At 37.7% G+C, this 22566-nt stretch carries 23 protein-coding genes and 1 tRNA gene; 19 read left to right on the top strand and 5 right to left on the bottom strand.

Features of this window, described 5'->3' with window-relative positions; all coding sequences use genetic code 11:
• Positions 1 to 147: 147 nt before the first annotated feature.
• From MKY88_RS23520 to MKY88_RS23510, 3 genes are all read left to right on the top strand, one after another.
• On the top strand, positions 148 to 1104 hold the full coding sequence (locus MKY88_RS23520; RefSeq protein ID WP_340814770.1) for an AAA family ATPase: 957 nt from the start codon (positions 148 to 150) through the stop codon (positions 1102 to 1104).
• Positions 1105 to 1128: 24 nt separating this feature from the next.
• Positions 1129 to 1764, top strand: a complete 636-nt coding sequence (locus MKY88_RS23515; RefSeq protein WP_069483180.1) for an RNA ligase family protein — start codon at positions 1129 to 1131, stop codon at positions 1762 to 1764.
• Positions 1765 to 1838: 74 nt separating this feature from the next.
• Positions 1839 to 1910: transfer RNA gene (locus tag MKY88_RS23510), tRNA-Ser, on the top strand.
• Between the two features lie 39 nt (positions 1911 to 1949).
• Here the strand turns inward: MKY88_RS23510 and MKY88_RS23505 are convergent.
• Entirely contained in the window at positions 1950 to 3140 is a 1191-nt protein-coding gene (locus MKY88_RS23505; protein ID WP_328201539.1) for a coenzyme F420-0:L-glutamate ligase, read from the bottom strand.
• Positions 3141 to 3261: 121 nt separating this feature from the next.
• On the opposite strand from MKY88_RS23505, the gene MKY88_RS23500 reads away from it, so the two are divergent.
• Complete coding sequence (locus MKY88_RS23500) at positions 3262 to 4179, top strand: LysR family transcriptional regulator (RefSeq protein ID WP_340814769.1); 918 nt, start codon at positions 3262 to 3264, stop codon at positions 4177 to 4179.
• A 16-nt stretch (positions 4180 to 4195) separates the two neighbouring features.
• On the opposite strand, the gene MKY88_RS23495 is transcribed toward MKY88_RS23500, so the two are convergent.
• Entirely contained in the window at positions 4196 to 5077 is an 882-nt protein-coding gene (locus tag MKY88_RS23495) for a LysR substrate-binding domain-containing protein (RefSeq protein WP_069483183.1), read from the bottom strand.
• A 113-nt stretch (positions 5078 to 5190) separates the two neighbouring features.
• Between MKY88_RS23495 and MKY88_RS23490 the strand changes: the two genes are divergently transcribed.
• Positions 5191 to 6213 carry a YeiH family protein gene (locus tag MKY88_RS23490; protein ID WP_328201712.1) on the top strand — a complete coding sequence of 341 codons (1023 nt, stop codon included), beginning with the start codon at positions 5191 to 5193 and terminating at the stop codon, positions 6211 to 6213.
• A 133-nt stretch (positions 6214 to 6346) separates the two neighbouring features.
• Here MKY88_RS23490 and MKY88_RS23485 read toward each other — a convergent pair whose 3' ends face one another.
• On the bottom strand, positions 6347 to 6682 hold the full coding sequence (locus MKY88_RS23485; RefSeq protein WP_328201533.1) for a heme oxygenase: 336 nt from the start codon (positions 6680 to 6682) through the stop codon (positions 6347 to 6349).
• Between the two features lie 202 nt (positions 6683 to 6884).
• On the opposite strand from MKY88_RS23485, the gene MKY88_RS23480 reads away from it, so the two are divergent.
• From MKY88_RS23480 to MKY88_RS23425, 12 genes are all read left to right on the top strand, one after another.
• Positions 6885 to 7571: a response regulator transcription factor gene (locus MKY88_RS23480; protein WP_258269713.1), complete on the top strand. Its 687-nt coding sequence runs from the start codon at positions 6885 to 6887 to the stop codon at positions 7569 to 7571.
• A complete protein-coding gene (locus MKY88_RS23475) occupies positions 7555 to 8973 on the top strand; it encodes a HAMP domain-containing sensor histidine kinase (RefSeq protein ID WP_340814768.1) in 1419 nt (472 codons plus the stop codon). Before MKY88_RS23480 ends, MKY88_RS23475 begins: the two co-directional genes overlap by 17 nt.
• Before the next feature lie 214 nt (positions 8974 to 9187).
• Positions 9188 to 9889, top strand: coding sequence for a polyphosphate polymerase domain-containing protein (locus MKY88_RS23470; protein WP_328201526.1), 702 nt, complete (start codon positions 9188 to 9190; stop codon positions 9887 to 9889).
• A 17-nt stretch (positions 9890 to 9906) separates the two neighbouring features.
• Positions 9907 to 10590, top strand: a complete 684-nt coding sequence (locus tag MKY88_RS23465) for a DUF4956 domain-containing protein (RefSeq protein ID WP_328201524.1) — start codon at positions 9907 to 9909, stop codon at positions 10588 to 10590.
• Between the two features lie 42 nt (positions 10591 to 10632).
• Entirely contained in the window at positions 10633 to 12414 is a 1782-nt protein-coding gene (locus tag MKY88_RS23460) for a CotH kinase family protein (RefSeq protein WP_328201522.1), read from the top strand.
• An 87-nt stretch (positions 12415 to 12501) separates the two neighbouring features.
• On the top strand, positions 12502 to 13104 hold the full coding sequence (locus MKY88_RS23455) for a class I SAM-dependent methyltransferase (protein WP_258269708.1): 603 nt from the start codon (positions 12502 to 12504) through the stop codon (positions 13102 to 13104).
• 356 nt (positions 13105 to 13460) lie between these two features.
• Positions 13461 to 14681, top strand: coding sequence for an ABC transporter substrate-binding protein (locus MKY88_RS23450; protein ID WP_340814767.1), 1221 nt, complete (start codon positions 13461 to 13463; stop codon positions 14679 to 14681).
• A gap of 147 nt (positions 14682 to 14828) precedes the next feature.
• Positions 14829 to 15704 carry a branched-chain amino acid ABC transporter permease gene (locus tag MKY88_RS23445; RefSeq protein ID WP_012296114.1) on the top strand — a complete coding sequence of 292 codons (876 nt, stop codon included), beginning with the start codon at positions 14829 to 14831 and terminating at the stop codon, positions 15702 to 15704.
• 12 nt (positions 15705 to 15716) lie between these two features.
• Positions 15717 to 16652 (top strand): branched-chain amino acid ABC transporter permease, encoded by a 936-nt coding sequence (locus MKY88_RS23440; RefSeq protein ID WP_258269707.1) that lies wholly within the window; start codon positions 15717 to 15719, stop codon positions 16650 to 16652.
• Positions 16652 to 17431 carry an ABC transporter ATP-binding protein gene (locus MKY88_RS23435; RefSeq protein WP_258269706.1) on the top strand — a complete coding sequence of 260 codons (780 nt, stop codon included), beginning with the start codon at positions 16652 to 16654 and terminating at the stop codon, positions 17429 to 17431. Before MKY88_RS23440 ends, MKY88_RS23435 begins: the two co-directional genes overlap by 1 nt.
• Positions 17431 to 18138: an ABC transporter ATP-binding protein gene (locus MKY88_RS23430; protein WP_193833443.1), complete on the top strand. Its 708-nt coding sequence runs from the start codon at positions 17431 to 17433 to the stop codon at positions 18136 to 18138. The genes MKY88_RS23435 and MKY88_RS23430 overlap by 1 nt, the downstream gene beginning before the upstream one ends.
• 116 nt (positions 18139 to 18254) lie before the next feature.
• Entirely contained in the window at positions 18255 to 18752 is a 498-nt protein-coding gene (locus MKY88_RS23425; protein WP_258269705.1) for a cupin domain-containing protein, read from the top strand.
• Positions 18753 to 18792: 40 nt separating this feature from the next.
• Here the strand turns inward: MKY88_RS23425 and MKY88_RS23420 are convergent, their stop codons facing one another.
• Positions 18793 to 19512 carry a DUF6904 family protein gene (locus tag MKY88_RS23420; protein WP_328201515.1) on the bottom strand — a complete coding sequence of 240 codons (720 nt, stop codon included), beginning with the start codon at positions 19510 to 19512 and terminating at the stop codon, positions 18793 to 18795.
• A gap of 22 nt (positions 19513 to 19534) precedes the next feature.
• Positions 19535 to 20236, bottom strand: coding sequence for a 23S rRNA pseudouridine(2604) synthase RluF (gene rluF, locus MKY88_RS23415; protein WP_328201514.1), 702 nt, complete (start codon positions 20234 to 20236; stop codon positions 19535 to 19537).
• A 239-nt stretch (positions 20237 to 20475) separates the two neighbouring features.
• Between rluF and adh the strand changes: the two genes are divergently transcribed.
• The gene (gene adh, locus MKY88_RS23410) at positions 20476 to 21996 is read left to right on the top strand and encodes an aldehyde dehydrogenase (RefSeq protein WP_036121678.1); all 1521 of its coding nucleotides are present in this window, start codon (positions 20476 to 20478) and stop codon (positions 21994 to 21996) included.
• 21 nt (positions 21997 to 22017) lie between these two features.
• Positions 22018 to 22377 carry a DUF779 domain-containing protein gene (locus tag MKY88_RS23405; RefSeq protein ID WP_328201512.1) on the top strand — a complete coding sequence of 120 codons (360 nt, stop codon included), beginning with the start codon at positions 22018 to 22020 and terminating at the stop codon, positions 22375 to 22377.
• The last annotated feature ends 189 nt before the right edge of the window (positions 22378 to 22566 follow it).

Here is a 22566-nt window from a genome sequence, read left to right as displayed (position 1 = left end):
GTAAGCTAAAAATAATTCATATAGAAGGCATGAGTGCGATATAGTACATGACTCATGCCTTTTAAATTGCTTATAAGGATATATTGAAAAGCACTAAAGGATTGTTTATCTTATACGATATAGAAACTTGAAGGGAGGTGAAAAGAGATGAAGGTAATTTTTACAGTGGGATTACCTGGAAGTGGAAAAAGCACATTTGTGAAACAGCTAGCGAAAAGAGAAAATGCCGTTGTCCTTTCGAGTGACGCTATACGTCAGGAGTTATTTGGTGACGCAACAAAACAGAAATCACGTCAGGTCTTTCGTACATTATATGAGCGTCTTAATGACCTTGTGGCAAAGGGTTATACGGTCATTGTAGATGCCACTAATATTGAACGGGAACGGAGGATATTTGCACTGCGTAAATTGCCAAGCTCGATTAGGAAGGAATGCTATTATTTTGACACACCCTATTCCATATGTGTAGCTAGAAACCAACAACGGAAGAGAAAGGTACCATTAGTGGTGATGGAGAAAATGAGCAAGCATTTAGAATTTCCGACGGCGGGAGAAGGATTTGATGAAGTGCATATCATACATGAATCGAGCCCCTATGCAATTTCTAGAAAACAATTTATTTCGCTTATTCAACGTGAGCCCAATTATGAGGAGCTTTTTCAAACACTTCGAGCAATCCCACCTTTTAAAGAGATTTATCATTTCAATCAAGAAAATCCACATCACCAATTTCTATTATGTCAGCATACTTATTTTGTCTTTGCCTATATCAATGAATACTATTCGGAAAGTGATAAGCTGGCATTACAAGTAGCAGCATTATTCCATGATGTTGGCAAGCCATTTTGTAAAAAATATAAGCCACTGCAACAACGATTTGGCTATTTTGGCCATGAAAACGTATCAGCACAGATGGTTTGTCATTTTTTATTCGAATTGGGCTTTGAAGAGGATTTTGTTTTAAAGGTCGTCTATTTAGTGCAATTCCATATGTTAATCCAGTATGGTGGCGATAGAGGGGGAAGTGAAATCTATCATTTATTAGATGGGGATTTATTAACAAGACTTTACTTTTTCCGTGAGGCCGACCAATTTGCTAAATAAACAGTAGAGAAAGGAAGTGTAAATATGATGAAATTAATGAAATATCCAAGAAGCTTTCATTTACCATGGAGCAGAAGCTATACACATGACGACAAGGTTGCTAAAAATGTGAATCATTTTATTGGAAAAGAGGTTGTTGTCACTGAAAAGTTAGATGGAGAAGGAACAACGCTGTACAAGGACTATATGCATGCTAGAAGCATCCATTCAGCTAACCATCCTTCTAGACATTGGGTCAAAACATTTCATGCTAGTTTTTCTTATCAGATTCCAGATAGTTGGCGATTATGTGGGGAAAATATGTATGCTAAGCATTCTATATATTATCAGGCATTAACAAGTTATTTTTATTTATTTAGTATTTGGAATGAAAATAATATTTGTTTAAGTTGGGATGAGACAGTTGCCTTTGCGGAAAAATTAGGTGTTGAAACGGTGCCTGTTTTATACAGAGGGATTTTCGATGAGAATAAAATAAAACGAATGTTTACGGGAAAATCAATGTTTGATGGTGAGCAAGAGGGTTATGTCATTCGAAATGCCGGATCCTTTCATTATGATGATTTCCAATATAATTTGGGCAAATTTGTGAGACCTCACCATGTTCAAACAAGTGAACACTGGCTACAAGAAAAAGTAATACCTAACCGTTTAAAATAAACGTAATTTATTAATTTATGAAAAGGACTGAGAAAAATGTAATACTTCATACAATAAATCAACCATAGTATATATGAGGAAGTTGCTAGGCTGCATATCCCTTTAATATAGGGATTACAGGTTCGATTCCTGTCATCCTCCATCCAAAAAAGAACTCTCGTCACTAGTACGAGAGTTCTTATATATTATTTAGTGTAATTGTCGAAATAACCTTGAATGTAAATCATAGGAGTTCCTTTGTCTCCTGAACCTGATGTTAAATCAGATAAAGAGCCGATAAGGTCAGTTAAGCGGCGAGGTGTTGTTCCTTGTGCAGCCATTTGACCTGTCAAATCTTCATCCTTATTTTGAATGTATTCAGAAATAGCAGCTTTTAACTCTTCTCCTCGAAGATCAGCAAAGTCATTATCTGCTAAATATTTTAATTTAACCTCGTTAGGAGTTCCGTTTAATCCGGCTGTGAATGCTGGAGAAACAACAGGATCAGCTAACTCCCAAATTTTACCTACAGGATCTTTGAATGCACCATCTCCGTAAATCATCACTTCTACAGTTTTTCCTGTAGCTTCCTTGATTTTAGCTTGGATACCGTCAACAATCGGTTGGCAAGTATGAGGGAACAACTTAATACTATCTTCCGTAGCTTTGTTAGAGCCAAGTAGACCGTACTCAGCATTGAAACCAGAACCATTGATGGATTCAGCTAAAATATTATCAAGGCTGTAAACTTTTTCAGCACCGTTTGCTGTTAAAATGCGCTTTGTGCGGAAACGTGAGTGAATATCACATGCTAGAACACTCTTTGTATAATCTAAAATTGTTTTTGGGCTATTGGAGAAGATGACCTCACATGTAGCCCCTTCTGCTTCAATTAATTCTTTATAGTATTCAATATAATCTACACCAGTAAATGTATGCTTTTTATAGCCGAAATGCTCGCGGAATTCCACTTCATTTAATGTATCTGTCCAAGGATTAATGCCTTTTACATCTAACTCATCGATATCGACAAGATGATTACCAACCTCATCTGATGGGTAGCTTAGCATTAAGACAACCTTTTTAACGCCCTTAGCAATACCACGTAAACAGTTAGCAAAACGATTTCGACTTAAAATAGGGAAAATAACTCCTACAGTATCATTGCCAAATTTCGCTGCCACGTCCACAGCGATATCATCAATTGTTGCGTAGTTCCCTTGTGCACGTGCTACTACTGACTCAGTTACGGTCACAATATCTCGATCCTCAATAGTGTAACCTTCTACTTTCGCAGCATTTAACACCGTATCTACAACGATTTGTTCAATATGATCACCTTCGTTAATAATAGGACCACGAAGACCTCTTACAACTGTACCGATTACACGTTCCAACTTAATCTCTCCTCATTTAACTTTTGTAAAGTGATGTAAAATCCATATGGTTTTACTATACGCCTCACTCATGATATAAGTAAAATTAATAGTTCATATACTAGCTATAAGAGGTGCTTATATGATAGGTAAATTAGATTTATACCGTGTTTTTTGTGTTGTAGCTAAAAATAATAGCTTTTCAAGAGCCGCCAAGGATTTATATATGACTCAGCCTGCTGTTAGTCAAGCTATGATGCAACTGGAAAAGGAGCTTGGTACACGTCTTTTTAATCGAACGCCTAAGGGGGTAACTTTGACAACAGAGGGCAGCCTGCTATTTGAATATACAAATTCGGCTTTAGGACTGTTAGATGCGGGTGAAGAAAAGTTATTAGAATTTAAAAATTTAACAACCGGGCAACTAAAGATTGGCGTAGGAGATACGATTTCACGTTTTTTCCTTATGCCTTATTTAGAAGCATTTCATACGATGTATCCGAACATTAAGTTGGAAATGTTAAATGGTACTACCTCTGAAATTTGCAATTTTATTAAATCGGGTGAGGTGGATATCGGTTTTTGTAATTTTCCCATAGAGGATTCGACATTACAGTTAACGGTATGTACGGATATTCAGGATATTTTTGTCTGTGGGGAGAAATATAAAACATTGGCTTCTAAAAGTTTAAGCTATGAGGATTTGTTAAAATTCCCCCTTATTTTCCTTGAGAAAAAATCGAATTCACGAAAATATGTAGAGGATTTCTTATTATCCAATGGGGTCCATATTGAACCTGAGTTTGAGTTAGGTTCACATGATCTTGTATTAGAATTTGCCCGTAGTAATTTAGGAATCGCATGTGTTACAAAAGAGTTTTCAAAGGATTATCTCCATCGAGGACTTCTATACGAATTATCTTTAGATAGGGATATTCCGCCAAGGAGTATAGGTATGTGCTTTTTAAAGACCGTACCTCTTTCTAGAGCGGCGACCAAATTTGTCGAAATCATTGAACATAAACGTTTTAATACTCGAAGAACCATTAAAAAAGCTTAGCGACGGGAAAAGTCAGCTAAGCTTTTTTTGATAATGCTTCAATTAATATATCCACATTCCGCTTATTTTTCATAGTTGGCGAACAAAGATAAGAAAATGTCCGCATAAAATGCTGTCCTTCAAGGGAGAGAATCGCCATATCGCCATTTTTTAACTCACGCTCAATGACACATGCAGACAGTAAGGAAAGCCCAAGTCCTTGCATAACACTTTCTTTAACTCCCTGATTACTACTAATGGTTAACAGTGATTGAACCAGTAAACCATTAGCTCTAAATAAATGATCTAAATAATAACGTGTGCCGGAGCCTTCCTCACGCGCAACCCAGCTCTGCTGTTGGAGTTTGTCCGCAGTAATAGGCTGTTCCTTTGTTAGCGGATGATTGCTTGCACTGACAATAAATAACTCATCCTGCATGAATGGCTTTATCAAAAGTTCATTGTCATGGGCCTGTCCTTCTATCAGGCCAATATCAACTTGCAATAATTTTGTATATTGAATGATTTCTTTCGTATTACCAATAATAATTTGAAGCTCAAGTTGTGGGAAACGTTGTTGCAAGCTAGCGATAATAGGAGGAAGTATATATTCTCCAATAGTAAAACTAGCCCCTATTACAAGTGTCCCTTGTACTTCTTGATGATAGGCTGCAATGTCTTCTATAGCTGCCTCAGTTATAGCCATAATCTGCTTAGCCCGTTTATATAGAATTTCACCAGTTGGTGTAATTTGTACAGATTTTGGCGAACGAATAAATAAAGTAGTCTGTAATTCCTGTTCAAGGTTTTTAATGTGTAAGCTGACACTCGGCTGTGAAATATGAAGTATTTCTGAGGCCTTTGTAAAATTATTGACCTCTACCAGTGTGATGAACGTTTTTAAACCCTCATATTGCATATCTACACCTCTATAATTAGAAATATTAATAATAACAATTATATATATGTATTTTACTAATCATGAGCTTTTTAATAAAGTAGTAATCAACAAAGGAGAAAGAAGTGAACATCATGGTTAATGGACAGAACAAAGGAAAATACGCACTTCATCCAAACTTTCTAAAGGGAATATTACTAACACTCTTTATAGCCTTAGTTGCAAAATATATTGCTACTTTTCCTTTCTTTTCAATATTGGGGCAATTGGTCATTGCTATTATATTAGGGATGGCTTGGCGCGCAGCATTTAAAGTGCAGGATTCCTGGCAAGTTGGAATTGCATTTTCCAGTAAGAAGCTATTACGATTCGGTATTATTTTATTGGGAATGCGTTTAAATTTAGCTGATATTTATCACGCTGGAGCCAATGTTTTTTTGATTGCCGTCATTAATTTATTATTTGCATTAATGGTAGTGTATGGTCTAACAAAAATTTTTCACGTGGATCAAAAGCTAGGGATACTAACGGCTTGTGGAACCGCCATTTGTGGAGCTGCAGCTGTCGTGGCAATTGCACCTCAAATTAAAGCAAATGAAAAGGAAACTGCTGTGGGGGCAGCCATTGTTGCATTATTAGGAACGGTATTTACACTTGTTTATACAGTACTTTATTCTGTTATGAACTTAACGCCAACAGAGTATGGTATTGTCGCAGGGGGTACCCTACATGAAATTGCCCATGTTATTGCCGCAGCATCCGCAGGTGGAAATGAAGCCATTGATATAGCGGTCATTGTAAAGTTAACGCGTGTCGCTTTGCTTGTTCCAGTAGCCATTATAATTGGTATTTTCTATCGAAGAACGGCTAAAGGGGAAGAGAAAAAAGCATTTTCATTGTCAATCATACCGTGGTTTATAGTAGGGTTCTTAGCAATGAGTGCGATTAATTCTTTAGGTATTATACCGGTTAATGTGGCGCAAGCCCTTGTAAATATTGCTTACATTTTAATTGCTATGGCGATGGCTGGTCTTGGATTAAATGTTGAGATTAAAACGTTTAAGGAGCTTGGAGTAAAGGCATTTGTTGCCGGTTTAATTGGCTCGGTTTGTCTATCCGTGTTAGGCTATTTTCTTGTTATTTTTTTAGCAAGATGATGAAAAATATTTCCCTGTAATTTGACTAATCATCTTTTAAAAACTACCTTAATGAAAAAGACCCTGCATTGTATGTCAACATGCAGGGCTTTTTAGATAGAATCAGAAGATCATGTATAAATATTTAGTGTGTTTATGAACGTAAAGCTTCAATGGAAGTTGCTAATTCAGCAACTACTATTTTGCTACCGATAATTGGGCTATCCGTTTTTTCCCCTTCAGATTCTGAACTTGGACGGTGATGGGCTGCAGCAAATGCATCGCTATTACGCCATGCCTGGAAATGCTCCTTGGATTCCCAATACATATTAACACTCATTTCGTCATAAGTAGGATCATCAGTTGAAATTAATACCTCTACCTTATGGAAGCCTTCAAATTGTTGTAAAGGACCTGGTTTTGTAAAGTTTGGAGCCATTCTTGCTGCAAAACCTGGCTTCACTTGAATACGATTTGTAACAATAATCATGCTTTTCCCCCCTTATTTTCATTTACTAGGTTTTTGAATGAATTATCACTGATTATCATTCGCAATCAATGATAAGTGGCTTAGGAAGACATTGTCAATAGAAGTCCTCAATATATTCTCATTGCAAGTAAACTTCTTCTTATACGCTGACATTTAACTGACATAATCCGATGCTATAATGTTAGTAGCGAGGTGAACAAAAATGGCGCATATATTAGTAATAGAAGATGAATATGCAATTAGCCAGGTGTTAAAAGTTTATTTAAAAAAGGTCGGCTATGATGTAACACAATGTTTTAGAGGTGATGAGGCTTTAGATAAATTTATTGAGACTCAGCCAGATTTAGTGCTACTAGATATTATGCTGCCTGAGAAAAATGGTTGGATTATTTTAAAAGAAATTAGAGAATTCAGTGCTTGTCCCATTATTATGCTAACCGCTTTAGGTGAGGTTAATTACCGTTTAGAAGGATTTGACCAAGGTGTAGACGATTATATACCAAAGCCTTTTATTGCAGATGAAGTTGTTGCGAGAGTGAAGGCCGTTTTAAGACGCGCTGAAGGAAGCACCGATTCATCCTCTTTGAAGCGTTACGGTTCCCTCGAAATTGATAGTAAGGCACATAGAGTGTTGCTAGGAGGGAAGGAAATAGTATTAACGCCTAGAGATTTATCGGTGCTTTTATTTTTAGCTGACCATCCCAACCAAACATTTACGCGTGATCAGCTCATTGATCATGTTTGGGGCTGGGAGTATGACGGAAGTGATCGAGCGGTAGACTTAGCAGTGAAAAGGCTTCGTAAAGCATTAATGGATTGGGATGAAGCAGAGGGCGAAATAAAGACTCTACGTGGATTGGGGTATCAGCTGAGTGTTCAAAAGAAATAAAAGAATATCTTTACTTCAATATTGGACAAGCCGTTACTTACTTACACTATTTATAGGTTTAGCTATTATTTCCTTAATTTCGGCAGCTTGGATTCGCCATACGACGTTTGAAAATCGACTAGAGATGATGGAGTTTTTAGCGGATGAGACGGTCTATCGTTTAACCGATAATTCGGGACTCAATAATGGTCCGTTTAACGGAATTCCTGGTTTCATTGGAGATCGGGAACGTTTTACTATGAGAGAAATCGATCCTATCCTATATGTAGTCGATAGAAAGGGTAATATCATAACAAGTAACCGCCCTGTACCACCAGGCAGTGCTAAAAATGTAGTGAGTATGTTAGATGGTGAAGAAGGCACAAAGGAATTAACGGAAGGATTAGAGCCCGTTCAATATGTGGTCAAAAGAAAAATAGAAAATAGTAAGGAGCTAATTGGCTGGGTGCTAGTAGTGGAAAAGAAAGAAAATTTAACAAGAGTGAATCAAGCCTATGGTCAGCTTGCCATATTGATTGGGGCGTTGGCTTTGTTAGGCTGGATTGCTATTTACTTTTTATCCAAACGATTAGCACGGCCCATCAAACAAGTAGCTGCAGCAGCAAAACAAGTGCAGGAGGGTAACTATTCAGTTGATTTACCTCAGGATAGTAAGGAAAAAGAGGTATATGAGCTTGTCACTTCCTTTGAAAATATGGCTCAAAAACTTGAACAACTAGAGAAAACAAGAACAGAATTATTGGCAGGTGTCACCCATGAACTGAAAACACCAGTTACTTCTATTAGTGGCCTATTACAAGCTGTAAAGGACGGCGTTGTAACCGGACAAGATGCAATGGAATTTATTGATATGGCCGTGGTCGAAACGACAAAAATGAAAACAATGGTTGGTGATCTACTTGCTTTTAACCACTTTGCAGTAGATGCGATTCCTGTGAAGCTTGAGCCTGTAGATGTCAATCAGCTTCTGCGGGAGGTGGTAGCACAGTGGGAAGTAATGCAGGAAGATGGCAGTGTTCATGTAAGCTTGTGTCTAGTAGATCGAGCCATCCATGTACAGGTAGATATTGTCCGTATCCAGCAAATTATGACGAACTTATTAACCAATGCGAAACAGTCGATGGATAAAGGATCTGTAACGCTAACACTTGAAGAGCAAGGGGATACGGTTTCAATTATTGTGACGGATACAGGGCGAGGTATTCCTGTAGAGGATCAGGCATTTATATTTGAGCGTTTTTATAGAGGAGAGAATAAAAAATATGCCATTCGAGGATTAGGTCTTGGATTACCTCTTAGTAAAATGATGGCACAATCTATTGGTGGTGACTTAAGGTTAATCGAAAGTCATGCCACTGGAACTTCCTTTGAATTACTATTGCAAAAAGCTACTACGTTGTAAAAGCGTGGTAGCTTTTTTAATGGACTTCATAGAAACAACAGACCAGAAATGATTTGTAAAAAATTGATGAAGAAAATGTAAAGTTGACATCTGCCTGACACAAACGCTCTTTATAGTAAACAGTGTAGACGAGAAACGAGCAAAAAGATGCTTTTGCTATCGCTGGGATTCAGCCGCTATACGATAATGAAAACTAGTAAGGAGTGTGATGAATATGCCTATAGTAACCTCATTTAATCCAAATGGTCGTCAAGAAATTAAACAGGCGATTTCCTATCCAGACTATGCGTTATTAAAAGCCAAGCTACAGTATATTATGCAGCTGGACAAGCATGCGGGTGCGGATGGGAAATATTTAATTCGAAGTACGTACTTTGATAATTTTGCGAATAAAGTGCTCAATGAGAAAAAAGAAGGCTATATTAATCGAGATAAATATCGCGTACGAATATACGGTAAATCTAGTACCTTTATCAATCTTGAGCGCAAGAGTAAACGGAATAATTTAACCTTTAAAACGAAGTGTGAAATATCCCAAACTGAATATGAAAAAATGCGCCTTGCAGATATTTCATGGATGAAGGAGGACGAGCGAGGACTGATTAGGGACTTATATCAAGAGATGAGTTACAACCAGCTTAGACCAACAACAGTAGTAGATTATGAGCGAGAGGCGTACATCTACCCATTTGGTAATGTGCGAGTGACTTTTGATAGTAAGGTGCAATCAAGCTTACGCAATACAGATATGTTTAATCCAAGCTTACCAATGGTGGATGTACTAGAGCAAAACCTAGTGATTTTAGAGGTGAAATACGATGACTATTTACCGGACATCATCAAATATTTACTTCAGTCTGTAGATACACGCGCCGAGGCATATTCAAAATATCAACTTAGTCGTATGTACGGCTAATAAAAGGAGAACGAACAATGGATACAATTAAATTTAGTGATATTTTTAAATCTAATTTTTTAGAAAAAACAACATCTTTTTCATTAATCGATTCAATTATTGGTTTGGTCGTAGCATTTTTCATTGGGCTTTTCATTTACGCAGTTTATAAGAAAACCTTTAATGGAGTGATTTACTCCCATTCATTCAATATTTCATTGCTCATTATGACAATGGCCACAGCACTCGTGATTATGGGGATCAGTTCGAATGTTCTTCTATCTCTTGGTATGGTTGGTGCATTATCCATTGTGCGTTTCCGAACACCTATTAAGGATCCCATGGATTTAGTTTATATTTTCTGGGCAATTGTTTCAGGTATTTTATGTGGAGCAGGTTTTATTCCTTTAGTCATTATTGGAGCCGTGTTAATTGGTCTTGTGCTATTAGTATTTGTCAATAAAATCACGGTAGAAAATCCTTATTTATTAATTGTAAAGTTTGAAGAAAAGCTAGCATCTCAAGAAGTGGAGCGAATTATAGCTGCACAAACAAAAAAGTTCGCCCTCAAATCGAAGTCGATTATGCACAATGAGGAGATGGAAACTACGTATGAAATTCGCGTCAAACAAAACGATGCTAAACTAATGGACCAGCTTACAAAAGTGCCGGGTGTAAAATCTGCCATTATGCTAAGCTATGACGGGAACTTTACAGCATAATGACTGCGTGCACAAAAAGGATTCCAAAGCGAGGTGTCAGTGATGATTAAAACCCGAATTGTCTACCTGTGCATGGCAATTCTTCTCCTTCTTTTTGTCGTGATATATGCTGTACTTCCGAATGTGGGCATTGAAACAAAGAATACCGAGTTCTCTTATGAGAATATAGTTTTTAATAAAAACAAAGTTACTACAGTCGATATCGAGATAGCCGAGGAAGATTGGGCTGACATGCTGGAAAATGCGGCAGATGAAGAGTTAAAACAGGCGGATATTACAGTAAACGGCAAGAAAATTGAGAATGTGGCTATTCGCACGAAAGGAAATTTAACGTTACGCTCCGTCATCAACAGTGACTCAGATCGTTATAGTTTAAAAATTGATTTTGATTATTATGATGACACACAAAGCTTATTTGGCTTGAAAAAGTTAAATTTAAATAATAATTATAGTGACTCTACATTAATGCGAGAGTATATATCCTATGAATTGATGGAGCAAATGGGCTTACCAACGCCAGCACATTCCTATATGTATGTGACAGTAAATGGTGAGGAACGTGGTTTGTTTTTAGGCGTAGAAGCAGTGGATGAAACGTTCCTAGCTAATAACTATGGCTCCAATAATGGCTTCTTATTTAAGCCAGATGGGATAGGCAGTGATTTAAAATATATTAGTGAGGATATTCAGGATTATACAGGTATTGGATTAAAAACAAATGAAGATAATATCGAGCAATCCAAATTTGTGGAAATGCTGGATGCTATTAATAATGGTGGAGACATTGAAAAATATTTGGATGTTGATGAAATGCTACGTTATTTTGCTGTCAATACAGCACTTGTAAATTTAGACAGTTATCAAGGGAATATGAAGCATAATTATTATTTATACGAACAGAATGGCAAGTTTTCAATTATCCCTTGGGATTACAATATGTCCTTTGGCGGCTTTGGAGCAGGTGGCGGTGGAATGGGAATGGGTAGAGAAGATCGTCAAAAGCCAGTTGATGCTTCTAATTCAGGTTCACCAATGGAGAACAATGGACAAACGGATCAAAAGGGTGTGGATAGGCAACAACAGAATGGCCAGTTTAACATGGATATGGGTATGTCAGGAAACCTAATGGCCGAGAGTGCTATTAATTTTAGTGTGACTACTCCTGTCTCTGGTACAACTTTGGAGGAGCGGCCACTACTGAATGCCTTACTTACTAATGAGAAATATCGCGCTCAATATGAAGGTTATTTAGAAGAGTTAACGACGAATTATTTAACAGAGGATTATGTACAATCAATGACAAAAAAATTAGCGGTGCTTTTAACAACCTATGTCGAAGCGGATCCAACTAAATTTTCTACGACGGAACAGTTTTTAGAGGCAGTTGAAGGTGAGAATAGTTTACCTGAGTTTGCAAAGCAGCGCTCCGAATCTATTTTAAAACAGCTCTCTGGGGAGCTTGTTGTGGAAGCATCGACAACTTCTCAAAATAATACGATGCCAGTTCCAAATGAAGATGGGGAAATGAAAGCTATGCCTGATAATTTTGATCCGAGTCAGCTACCAGAGGATTTTGATCCATCTCAAGGTCCTCCGTTTAACAAAGAAGGCAATGGACCAAGGGGGGGAGAAGGTCAAAATGGTGGGCCTATGCAGCGCCCAGATGAAAACGGAGCGCCAATGGGAATGCCTGGTGCCAATAAGGAAATCGCCGATCCAGCCACCACTATTGATAAGACTACAGTGATTACAATCATTGCATCCTTAGTGTTATTACTCCTTTCACTTCTCTTTGTTTATAGATTTAAGCGTAGAGGCCGTTAAAAAAATGACCATATCCAAACTTTTGGGTATGGTTTTTGCTTTTTCTCGTGCTAAAATAAAGCATTCTGTTCTTAGGAGTCCTTTCATATGAATGAACAACAGTTTGATAAATATTTGCACATTAAGACCGTGGGAGAACAATATGGTTTCCCAAAGCTTGCCCACTATCACCGTTATGAACCAACGCCTTATAATGGGCTTGAACAATTATTTGCTATATATGAGATGCCTAACGACCCTGTGTTTATTGATATGGGCTGTGGAAAGGGAAGGGTACCCATTTATGTTCATCATCAATTTCATATTCCAACGATCGGAATAGAGATGGATGCTGGATTTTATGCAGAGGCAGAAGAAAATAAACGAAGCTATCTTCAAAAAAAGCGTTTACATGTACCTATTACATTTATTCATACGATAGCAGAGGCATATGAAATAAAGCCGCGTGATAATGTATTTTTCTTTTTTAATCCCTTTTCCATTCATATTTTCCGCACAGTTATTCAGAACATTTGGCAATCCTACGAGCAAAAAATGCGAGATATTCATATAATTTTATACTATCCACCCTATGATTATTTACAGTTTTTACATCAGGGGACACCATTTGAATTGCTCCATGAAGTGCATTTAGAAAATGAAACTAATATTAATGAACGCCTTTGCGTGTTCGAATTAAAGAAAGCATAGGGGCAACCAGCTCTATGCTTTTTTCTATTTTTACAGACTTATTTTCAGGGAAATAATTTAGTAAGAAATAAGAACAGCAAAAACCTTATCTTAAAAAAATAATCGCATATGATAGTTTTGTACTACATTACAACTTAAATTGAAAGATAATTCTTAAATAACTAATTATACTGAAAAATCACTCTAGACTAAATATAAAGAATGTTTTACAATGTAAAAGTCATAAATGAATAATATTGTTCTGTCGTTTTTAAGTAGTTATAAATAATTATTTTTGCTATTGAGGAAATGAATTTATTTGTTTATAATTATCAGAAATATCTAATATTTTAGAAATCTTCAGGGGGAATCTAATTATGAAAGAGAGTAAAAAGCTTAAGAAGTTCGGTTCACTATTAGTAGCATCTTCATTACTTGCTGGTGTACTTGCTGGTTGTGGTAACGGAGACGATTCAAGTTCAGGTGGTGGCTCATCATCAGGCGGTGGTTCATCTGATGGCGATACAATTAAAATTGGTGCAAACCTAGAGCTTTCAGGAAATGTAGCATCTTACGGTTCTTCAATCGGTCTGGGCGCAGAATTGGCTGTAAAAGAAATAAATGATGCTGGTGGTATTGATGGTAAGAAGATTGAACTGATTAAAGTAGATAATAAATCTGAAAACTCTGAGGCTACAGCTGCAGCTATTAAACTAGCAACGCAAGATAAAGTAGTAGCAATGCTAGCTCCTGCAACTTCAGGGAATACAGTAGCAACGGTTCAAATTGCAAATCAAAATAAAATCCCGATTGTTACTGGTTCTGGAACTGCCCCAAATATTACGGTAAATGAGGATGGCAGCGTTAACGAATATGCATTCCGTACATGCTTTATTGACCCATTCCAAGGGATTGTGGCAGCTAACTTCGCTTCAGGTGAGCTAAGTGCGAAAAACGTAGCTATTTTTGCAGACAATGCATCTGATTATGCAAAAGGTTTAGCAAAGTCCTTTAAAGAAACGATTACTAAGAGTGGTGGAAAAATTGTGAAGGAAGAAGCTTATGTAGCAAAAGATACAGACTTCCGTACACAATTAACAAATATTAAAGCAGCGAATCCAGACTTTATCTTTATCCCTGGATACTATGAAGAGGTTGGTTTAATTGTTAAACAAGCCCGTGAAATGGGTATTGATGTACCTTTAATGGGGGCTGATGGTTGGGATTCACCAACTTTAGTGGATCTAGCTGGGAAGGATGCATTAAATAATACGTACATTACTAACCACTATTCTGCAGAAGATCCAGATCAAAAAATTCAAGACTTTGTAAAGGCATTTAAAGCGGCAAATGGTGATAAGGCACCTGATGCGTTCAACGCACTTGGATATGACACTATTTACTACATTGCTGATGCAATTAAACGTGCAGGTTCTACGGATGGGGAAGCAATTAAAAATGAATTAGCTGCAACAAAAGATCTTTCTTTAGTAACAGGTACTTTCTCAGTTGACGAAAACCATAACCCAATTAAAACAGCAACAGTTCTTGAATTTAAAGACGGTAAACAAGTGTTCAACTCTAAAGTTAATCCTTAATGTTTTGTAAGTAAGGGGGAGGCGGGTAAACACGCCTTCCTTTTTTCTATTTTAGATAACTAGAATCGCAGTATAAAACATAACTTTTTAGTATCGATGCATGTACAGATTTCTCATTTTTCAGAAAATTCAAAGGAGTGAATGCGTATGGAATGGATACAGCAACTTGTGAATGGTATTTCACTTGGAAGTATCTACGCGTTAATAGCGCTAGGGTATACGATGGTATACGGTATTATCAAGCTGATTAACTTTGCTCATGGTGACGTTTTCATGATTGGTTCATTTATCGGCTTTTACGCAATTGCTAAATGGGAGCTTGGCTTTTTCCCAGCATTATTATTGGCGATGCTCATTTGTGCGATTTTTGGTGTTTTAATTGAACGGATCGCCTATAAACGTTTACGAAATGCAACACGTATTGCGGCATTAATTACAGCGATCGGCGTATCGTTATTAATTGAATATACAACTATTTTCTTCAGAGGGGCTCAACCGGCAGCGTATCCTGAAGTGTTCAAAAATAAGTCTTTTGATATTTTAGGCGTACAAATTAGTAGCACATCTATTTTAATTTTATCAGTCGCTGTTGTACTGATGATCCTTTTACAATTCATCGTACATAAAACAAAAATCGGGAAAGCCATGCGTGCTGTTTCTCATGATGCCGATGCAGCACGTTTAATGGGGATTAACGTTGATAATACAATCTCTGCAACATTTGCAATTGGTTCGGCTTTAGCTGGTGCAGCCGGTGTTATCTTCGGTGTTTATTATACGAAAATTGACCCGTTAATGGGTGTTATACCAGGAGTTAAAGCGTTTATCGCAGCTGTTCTTGGTGGGATTGGTATTATTCCTGGCGCTATGGTCGGTGGTATGTTACTAGGCGTTGTAGAATCCTTGGTAAGTGCACTTGGCTTCTCTTTATGGAGAGATGCAGCGGCATTCGTTATTTTAATTTTAATTTTAATATTCAGACCATCGGGTATCTTTGGTAAAAATGCCCGTGAGAAAGTGTAGGTGAGCGGTTATATGAAAAAGTCTAAAGTTTTCTGGGGCTATGCCGTATTAGCGCTAGTCATCTATGCAGTTGTGCAATTATTGATTACGACCGAAGTTATTGATATGTACTATAAAAATATGTTGATTACGATGTGTATTAACATTATGCTGGCTGTCAGTTTGCATATTGTTATTGGGGTTACAGGTCAATTCTCGATTGGCCATGCTGGGTTCCTAGCAGTTGGGGCCTATGTATCAGCTATTATTACGACGAAGCTCATGTTGCCATTCCCATTGGCGATTTTATTAGGGGCAGTTGCAGCAGCTATTGCAGGTCTTATTGTAGGTATTCCGACACTTCGTTTAAAAGGGGATTATCTCGCAATTGCAACTCTAGGGTTTGCGGAGATCATTCGTATTATTTTCTTAAATACGGATTATGTTGGCGGTGCAGCAGGGATGCAGGTTAAATATTTATCTAACTGGACGTATGCATTCTTCGGTGTAGTATTAACTATTCTTGTCATCTCAAACTTTACAAATTCTCGTCATGGTCGCGCATGTATTTCTATTCGTGAAGATGAGATTGCAGCAGATGCTATGGGAATTAATACAACTTACTATAAGGTTGTTGCATTCGCGATTGGATCTTTCTTTGCTGGGCTAGCAGGTGCAATTTTCGCCCATAACTTTTACATTATTCAACCGACAACTTTCGGTTTCTTAAAATCATTTGATATCTTAATTTACGTTGTCCTTGGTGGCTTAGGAAGTCTTTCAGGTTCCGTGATCGCTGCGATTTTCTTAACGATCGTATCGACGTATCTAGCAAACTTCCCTGAGACTCGTATGATTATTTACAGTTTAGTACTAATTATTGTAATGCTTTATCGCCCAACAGGATTAATGGGGACAAAAGAAATTACGGATTTATTTAAGTTTGGTAAAAAAGGAGGTACAAAATAATGACTGGAAACCTTCTTATTAATGTAGAAAACATGGGGATTCAATTCGGTGGTTTAAAGGCGGTACAGGGTGTTAATATGTACCTCAATCAAGGTGAATTAGTGGGATTAATCGGTCCTAATGGTGCTGGAAAAACGACTAGCTTTAATATGCTGACAGGGGTATATACGCCAACAGAGGGGACCATCACATTTGGCGGACAGAAATTAAACGGGCTTGCACCTTACCAAGTAACACAAAAGGGAATAAGCCGTACATTCCAAAATATTCGTCTATTTAAAGAGCTATCTGTTTTAGACAATGTTAAAGTAGCCAACCATTCACTTGCTAAGCATTCGATGTGGTCATCGATTTTTCGCTTACCCACACATTTCAAGGGTGAGGCCGAAATGGAGCTTCAATCCATAGAGTTTTTAAAAATCTTTGGTTTAGATGTCTATATGAATGAGTTAGCAAAAAATTTACCATATGGAATGCAGAGACGATTAGAGATTGCCCGTGCATTAGCGGCAAATCCAAAGCTATTATTATTGGATGAACCAGCTGCTGGGATGAATCCGCAGGAAACCCATGATTTAATGGAATTAATTGCGTTTATTCGTAAGAAGTTTGGCTTAACGATATTACTGATAGAGCATGATATGAGCTTAGTAATGGGTATTTGTGAGCGTATTTATGTACTCGATCATGGACAACTAATTGCTGACGGAACACCAGAAGAAATTCGCAACAATCCAAAGGTAATTGAAGCGTACCTTGGTGAGGAGGTTATCGGCTAATGCTAAAAGTGCAAAATATAGATGTTTATTATGGTAACATTCAAGCATTAAAGGGCCTCTCTTTAGAAGTAAACGAGGGTGAAATTGTAACATTAATCGGTGCAAACGGTGCTGGGAAAAGTACATTGTTAAAAACATTGTCAGGTTTATTAAAGCCAAAAGGTGGCATTATTGAATACGAAGGCTTCTCTATTGCGGGGAAAGCAGCTCAAACAATTGTTAAATCGGGAATCTCCCACGTTCCAGAAGGACGTCGTGTTTTTGCCAATATGTCCGTAGAAGAAAACTTAGAGCTTGGTGCCTATTTGCGTAATGACAAAACAGGAATTAAAAAAGATATGGACCATGTTTTCGAGTTATTCCCTAGACTATTGGAGCGTCGCAAACAGCTATCAGGAACATTGTCTGGTGGGGAACAGCAAATGCTTGCGATGGGTCGTGCCTTAATGGCAAAGCCCAAATTGCTATTAATGGATGAACCTTCCATGGGGCTCGCGCCGCTAATGGTTAAAAATATTTTCAATATTATTGAACAGGTGAATAAAGAGGGGACAACAGTATTGCTTGTTGAGCAAAATGCCAACATGGCTCTGTCTGTCGCTAACCGTGCATACGTGCTCGAAACAGGGCGTATTGTTTTATCTGGTTCAGCCAAAGAGCTTCAAGAAAGTGAAGAGGTAAAAGCAGCTTATTTGGGTGGTTTATAATGAGGAAGGGCGTCTCAACAATGAGGGGCCCTTTTTCGTTGTTCTTCCTACTGAATAATTGAAGGTAGCATTTTGCTATTCATTTTTGGTAAGGTGGAAAAAAGGAGTGATGTAATTTGAACTATTCAGCACAATATTTTATTAAACAACTAAATTTAGCCGAACATCCTGAAGGAGGCTATTATATTTCCTCATTTCGGGCTGCAGAAGATATTGCAGTAAGAGATGTTCAGAGACCTATTTATACGAGTATTTATTTCTTACTTCGCTCACAGGACATTTCACACCTACATCGTTTGCAGTCAGATGAGCTATGGTATTACCATGCCGGTAGTCCGCTTACAGTCCATATGATTTTTCCCGATGGAACATATGAAGCGAAGAAGCTTGGATTGAACATAGAAGCGGGAGAGATACCACAAATTGCGGTGCCTAAAAATACGATATTTGGATCATCAGTGGAGGAAGCAGATACGTTTAGTTTAGTGGGATGTATGGTTGCCCCAGGCTTTGACTTTGAGGATTTCGAATTATTTACACAGGACGAGCTTTTAGCAGATTACCCTCAGCATGAGGCTGTAATTCGTAAAATGGCTTATCAAACGATTAAATAGAAATAAGCCGTCTCATTTATTGTGAGACGGCGTTGATTTGTTACCATAAAATTTCTTCCGGATAGCTAAGCTGCATTTGTATGGTGTGTAAAGGTTGTTTCGTGGCAATGGCGGCTTCCATTAGGTGTGATTTAAGTGCTACATATTCATGGTCCTCTACAAGTAAGCGTAATGCAAATGCAGCTAGCTGAGCTTTACGTTCCTCTTTATTTAATTGGATATATTCTAGATTCAAAACATCCACATACTGTGTGGCGAAAAGGAAGGTTAATGGGCTTTTTGCCTGTAGCATTGTTAAAAAGACTACATAATCCTCTTCTTTCACTTCCTGTTCTAAACAATCTGCAATAGCAGCTTGAAATTTACGAATCGTCGCTATCTCATGATTCCAAATAGATGCATTGTTTAATGTCAAGTGCAGATCAATGAAATCGTTTAAAGCGATAGCGCTAAAGATAATTTCAGGCCAAAGAATATCTGTAGCGAAATAGATGTTTTTATTGGGGAAAATCAGTTCATGATGTGTAAGGGTGTTCTTGTTAACACCGTTACTCACAAACTCTAGTTGGTGTTCCCCAAGCATGGCATGTCTCAGTTTATAGCAAACGCTTAAAATACGGAGTCGAGGACCTTGATAATCATAGTATTTATTGGCATCACCAGTTACTTTGTAAATAGCGTTGATCAGCTCATCGAAATCCCAGAAGTCTCCGCAAATCTGTACACCTGTTAACTGCTCTGTGCTTTGAATGGAAATCATTGTCCTCGCCCTCCTCTGATCCTTATCTTGGTGTGTAATTCAGTAGTTTGAATAGCTCTACCTGCTCTTTATCAGTCAAGTCGCGCCATTGGCCAACTTTTAAATTTCCAAGCTTAATATTCATAATACGAATACGCTGTAGACGCTTTACAGAGTAGCCAAGAGCTGAACACATCCGGCGTATTTGGCGATTTAAGCCTTGCTCCAAAATGATTTTAAAAACTTTGTCTGATATCTTTTCAACATAACAAGGTAAGGTTGTTGTATCTAGAATATCTACACCTGCACCCATCTTGTTAATAAATTGCTCTGTTATAGGTTTATCTACTTGAACAATATATTCTTTTTCATGATGGTTTTCTGCGCGTAGAATTTTATTGACGATATCGCCATCATTAGTTAATAACAATAGTCCCTCCGATTCCTTATCGAGACGCCCAATATGAAAAATTCGTAAAGGATGATTTACAAAATCAACGACGTTTCCTTTTATATGGCGTTCCGTTGTGCTTGTTATGCCGACCGGCTTGTTTAGAGCTATATAGACAAGCTGTTGTTCTTTCTTTACCTCTTTTCCATCAACGCAAACAATGTCGCCATTCTCAACCTGACTTCCAACAGTCGCAGGTTCTCCGTTAATTGTTACTTTTCCTTCGGCTATCCACTTATCAGCCCCACGGCGCGATATAATGCCTGTTTCACTTAAATATTTATTAATACGCATATTGTTCTCCTAAATCTAATATTATTTTTAAGTATACCTTAACGTTATACAAACCGTGAATTCTATATACTTTTCTAGTAAAAATAAATTGCTTGAAAAATTTTTTAAAAAGTTGAAATTATTATTTGTTTCTGACAATATATTAGATGAGAGGGTTTCTATGAAAATATTGTTATTTCGCTATAAAATAGTGTTTTTTGTAGATAGTCTCATTAAATTGTGTAAAGGGGAGAAGTAAAATGGTTTATGCATTTCCAAACACTGAAGGATCGGTAGTTCAATTCAAGCAGAAATATGATAATTATATTGGTGGCGAATGGACACCCCCAGTGAAGGGTCAATACTTTGATAATGTCACTCCTGTTACTGGACAAGTTTTTACACAAGTCGCGCGTTCCACAGCTGAGGATATTGAACTGGCACTTGATGCAGCACATGCTGCTAAAGATGCTTGGGGAAAAACATCACCGACAGAACGTGCAAACATTTTACTTAAAATTGCGGACCGTATTGAGCAAAATTTAGAAAAGCTAGCCGTTGCCGAAACATGGGATAACGGTAAGGCGGTACGTGAAACTTTAAATGCAGATATCCCTCTTGCCATTGATCATTTCCGTTACTTTGCTGGAGCTTTACGTGCTCAAGAAGGCTCTGTAAGCCAAATCGATAACGATACAGTAGCTTATCATTTCCATGAGCCAATAGGGGTAGTGGGCCAAATTATACCTTGGAACTTCCCATTATTAATGGCTGTTTGGAAGCTTGCGCCAGCACTAGCTGCCGGAAACTGTGTCGTATTAAAGCCTGCAGAACAAACACCAGCATCTATTATGGTGCTAGTGGAATTAATAGAAGATTTATTACCATCAGGTGTCATTAATATTGTGAATGGTTTTGGTTTAGAGGCTGGGAAACCGCTTGCATCTAATCCACGTATCGGTAAGATTGCCTTCACTGGTGAGACAACAACTGGTCGTTTGATTATGCAATACGCGTCTCAAAACCTAATCCCAGTTACATTAGAGCTTGGTGGTAAATCACCTAATATCTTCTTTGAGGATATTATGGATAAGGACGACGAATTTTTAGATAAAGCAGTCGAAGGCTTCGTATTATTTGCTCTGAACCAAGGGGAAGTATGTACATGCCCTTCACGTGCAATTATTCAAGAATCTATTTATGATAAATTTATGGAACGTGTACTACAACGAGTAGAAGCTATTAAAGTTGGTAATCCGCTTGATCCAAACACAATGATGGGAGCGCAGGCTTCAAGCGAGCAAATGGAAAAAATCCTTTCTTATTTAGATATCGGTAAGCAAGAAGGTGCAGAATGTCTAATCGGTGGGGAGAAAAATAATGTAGGCGAAGGCTTTGAAAATGGCTACTACGTTAAACCAACTGTCTTTAAAGGCCATAATAAAATGCGTATTTTCCAGGAGGAAATTTTTGGTCCTGTTGTAGCTGTTACTACGTTTAAAACGAAAGAAGAGGCATTAGAAATTGCGAATGATACACTGTATGGCTTAGGCTCAGGTGTTTGGACAAGAGATATTAATACAGCATATCGCTTCGGTCGTGAAATAGAGGCAGGTCGTGTTTGGACAAACTGCTACCATGCTTATCCTGCACATGCTGCATTCGGTGGCTACAAAATGTCAGGTGTTGGGCGTGAAAATCATAAAATGATGCTATCTCATTACCAACAAACGAAAAATTTATTAGTTAGCTATAGCGAAAATAAACTTGGTTTCTTCTAATCCATAGGGAGGTGCATGAGCGTGATTGAACGTGTATTAGCCACGGCAGAAGCGCTGGCACTCATCGAGCTATTAAAAGGGAAACATGGGCCTGTTATGTTTCATCAATCAGGCGGATGCTGTGATGGTTCTTCCCCTATGTGTTATCCAGACGGAGACTTGCTATTAGGTGATCAGGATATATGTTTGGGCGAAATAGGTGGAGCTCCATTTTATATGCATAAAAATCAATATGATTATTGGAAACATACTCAAATCATACTGGATGTAGTGGAAGGTAGAGGTGGGATGTTTTCATTAGAGGGCGTTGAAGGAAAACGTTTTTTAACAAGATCGAGAGCCTTCACATCAGAGGAGTTACAGGAGCTAGGATTAATTTAACGAGTCATTTGTACAGCGGCAAAAAACTTTGCCGCTGTCTTTTTGCATTAATTTTTAGAAAAAAGGGTATGTAAAGCTATATTGTTAGACGAATTTCGTAAAAATAAAAATAGCTGTAAACGTTCTTTTAAGGTCACGGTAAATATTAATTTCCGAGTGGTTTTTGCAATCAACAGTAGTTCCTCCTTT

The sequence above is a fragment of the Lysinibacillus sp. FSL R7-0073 genome, from assembly GCF_038009065.1.
Classification (GTDB): domain Bacteria; phylum Bacillota; class Bacilli; order Bacillales_A; family Planococcaceae; genus Lysinibacillus; species Lysinibacillus fusiformis.
The sequence above is the reverse complement of the archived record's forward strand: the minus strand, read 5'-3'. Positions and strand labels throughout refer to the sequence as shown.

What these genes read in the sequence shown, in the direction of transcription:
- MKY88_RS23520 (WP_340814770.1), top strand. Translation starts at nt 148, where the DNA reads ATGAAGGTAATTTTTACAGTGGGATTACCTGGAAGTGGAAAAAGCACA.
- MKY88_RS23515 (WP_069483180.1), top strand. Translation starts at nt 1,129, where the DNA reads ATGATGAAATTAATGAAATATCCAAGAAGCTTTCATTTACCATGGAGC.
- MKY88_RS23500 (WP_340814769.1), top strand. Translation starts at nt 3,262, where the DNA reads ATGATAGGTAAATTAGATTTATACCGTGTTTTTTGTGTTGTAGCTAAA.
- MKY88_RS23495 (WP_069483183.1), bottom strand. Translation starts at nt 5,077, where the DNA reads ATGCAATATGAGGGTTTAAAAACGTTCATCACACTGGTAGAGGTCAAT.
- MKY88_RS23490 (WP_328201712.1), top strand. Translation starts at nt 5,191, where the DNA reads ATGGTTAATGGACAGAACAAAGGAAAATACGCACTTCATCCAAACTTT.
- MKY88_RS23485 (WP_328201533.1), bottom strand. Translation starts at nt 6,682, where the DNA reads ATGATTATTGTTACAAATCGTATTCAAGTGAAGCCAGGTTTTGCAGCA.
- MKY88_RS23480 (WP_258269713.1), top strand. Translation starts at nt 6,885, where the DNA reads ATGGCGCATATATTAGTAATAGAAGATGAATATGCAATTAGCCAGGTG.
- MKY88_RS23470 (WP_328201526.1), top strand. Translation starts at nt 9,188, where the DNA reads ATGCCTATAGTAACCTCATTTAATCCAAATGGTCGTCAAGAAATTAAA.
- MKY88_RS23465 (WP_328201524.1), top strand. Translation starts at nt 9,907, where the DNA reads ATGGATACAATTAAATTTAGTGATATTTTTAAATCTAATTTTTTAGAA.
- MKY88_RS23460 (WP_328201522.1), top strand. Translation starts at nt 10,633, where the DNA reads ATGATTAAAACCCGAATTGTCTACCTGTGCATGGCAATTCTTCTCCTT.
- MKY88_RS23455 (WP_258269708.1), top strand. Translation starts at nt 12,502, where the DNA reads ATGAATGAACAACAGTTTGATAAATATTTGCACATTAAGACCGTGGGA.
- MKY88_RS23450 (WP_340814767.1), top strand. Translation starts at nt 13,461, where the DNA reads ATGAAAGAGAGTAAAAAGCTTAAGAAGTTCGGTTCACTATTAGTAGCA.
- MKY88_RS23445 (WP_012296114.1), top strand. Translation starts at nt 14,829, where the DNA reads ATGGAATGGATACAGCAACTTGTGAATGGTATTTCACTTGGAAGTATC.
- MKY88_RS23440 (WP_258269707.1), top strand. Translation starts at nt 15,717, where the DNA reads ATGAAAAAGTCTAAAGTTTTCTGGGGCTATGCCGTATTAGCGCTAGTC.
- MKY88_RS23435 (WP_258269706.1), top strand. Translation starts at nt 16,652, where the DNA reads ATGACTGGAAACCTTCTTATTAATGTAGAAAACATGGGGATTCAATTC.
- MKY88_RS23430 (WP_193833443.1), top strand. Translation starts at nt 17,431, where the DNA reads ATGCTAAAAGTGCAAAATATAGATGTTTATTATGGTAACATTCAAGCA.
- MKY88_RS23420 (WP_328201515.1), bottom strand. Translation starts at nt 19,512, where the DNA reads ATGATTTCCATTCAAAGCACAGAGCAGTTAACAGGTGTACAGATTTGC.
- rluF (WP_328201514.1), bottom strand. Translation starts at nt 20,236, where the DNA reads ATGCGTATTAATAAATATTTAAGTGAAACAGGCATTATATCGCGCCGT.
- adh (WP_036121678.1), top strand. Translation starts at nt 20,476, where the DNA reads ATGGTTTATGCATTTCCAAACACTGAAGGATCGGTAGTTCAATTCAAG.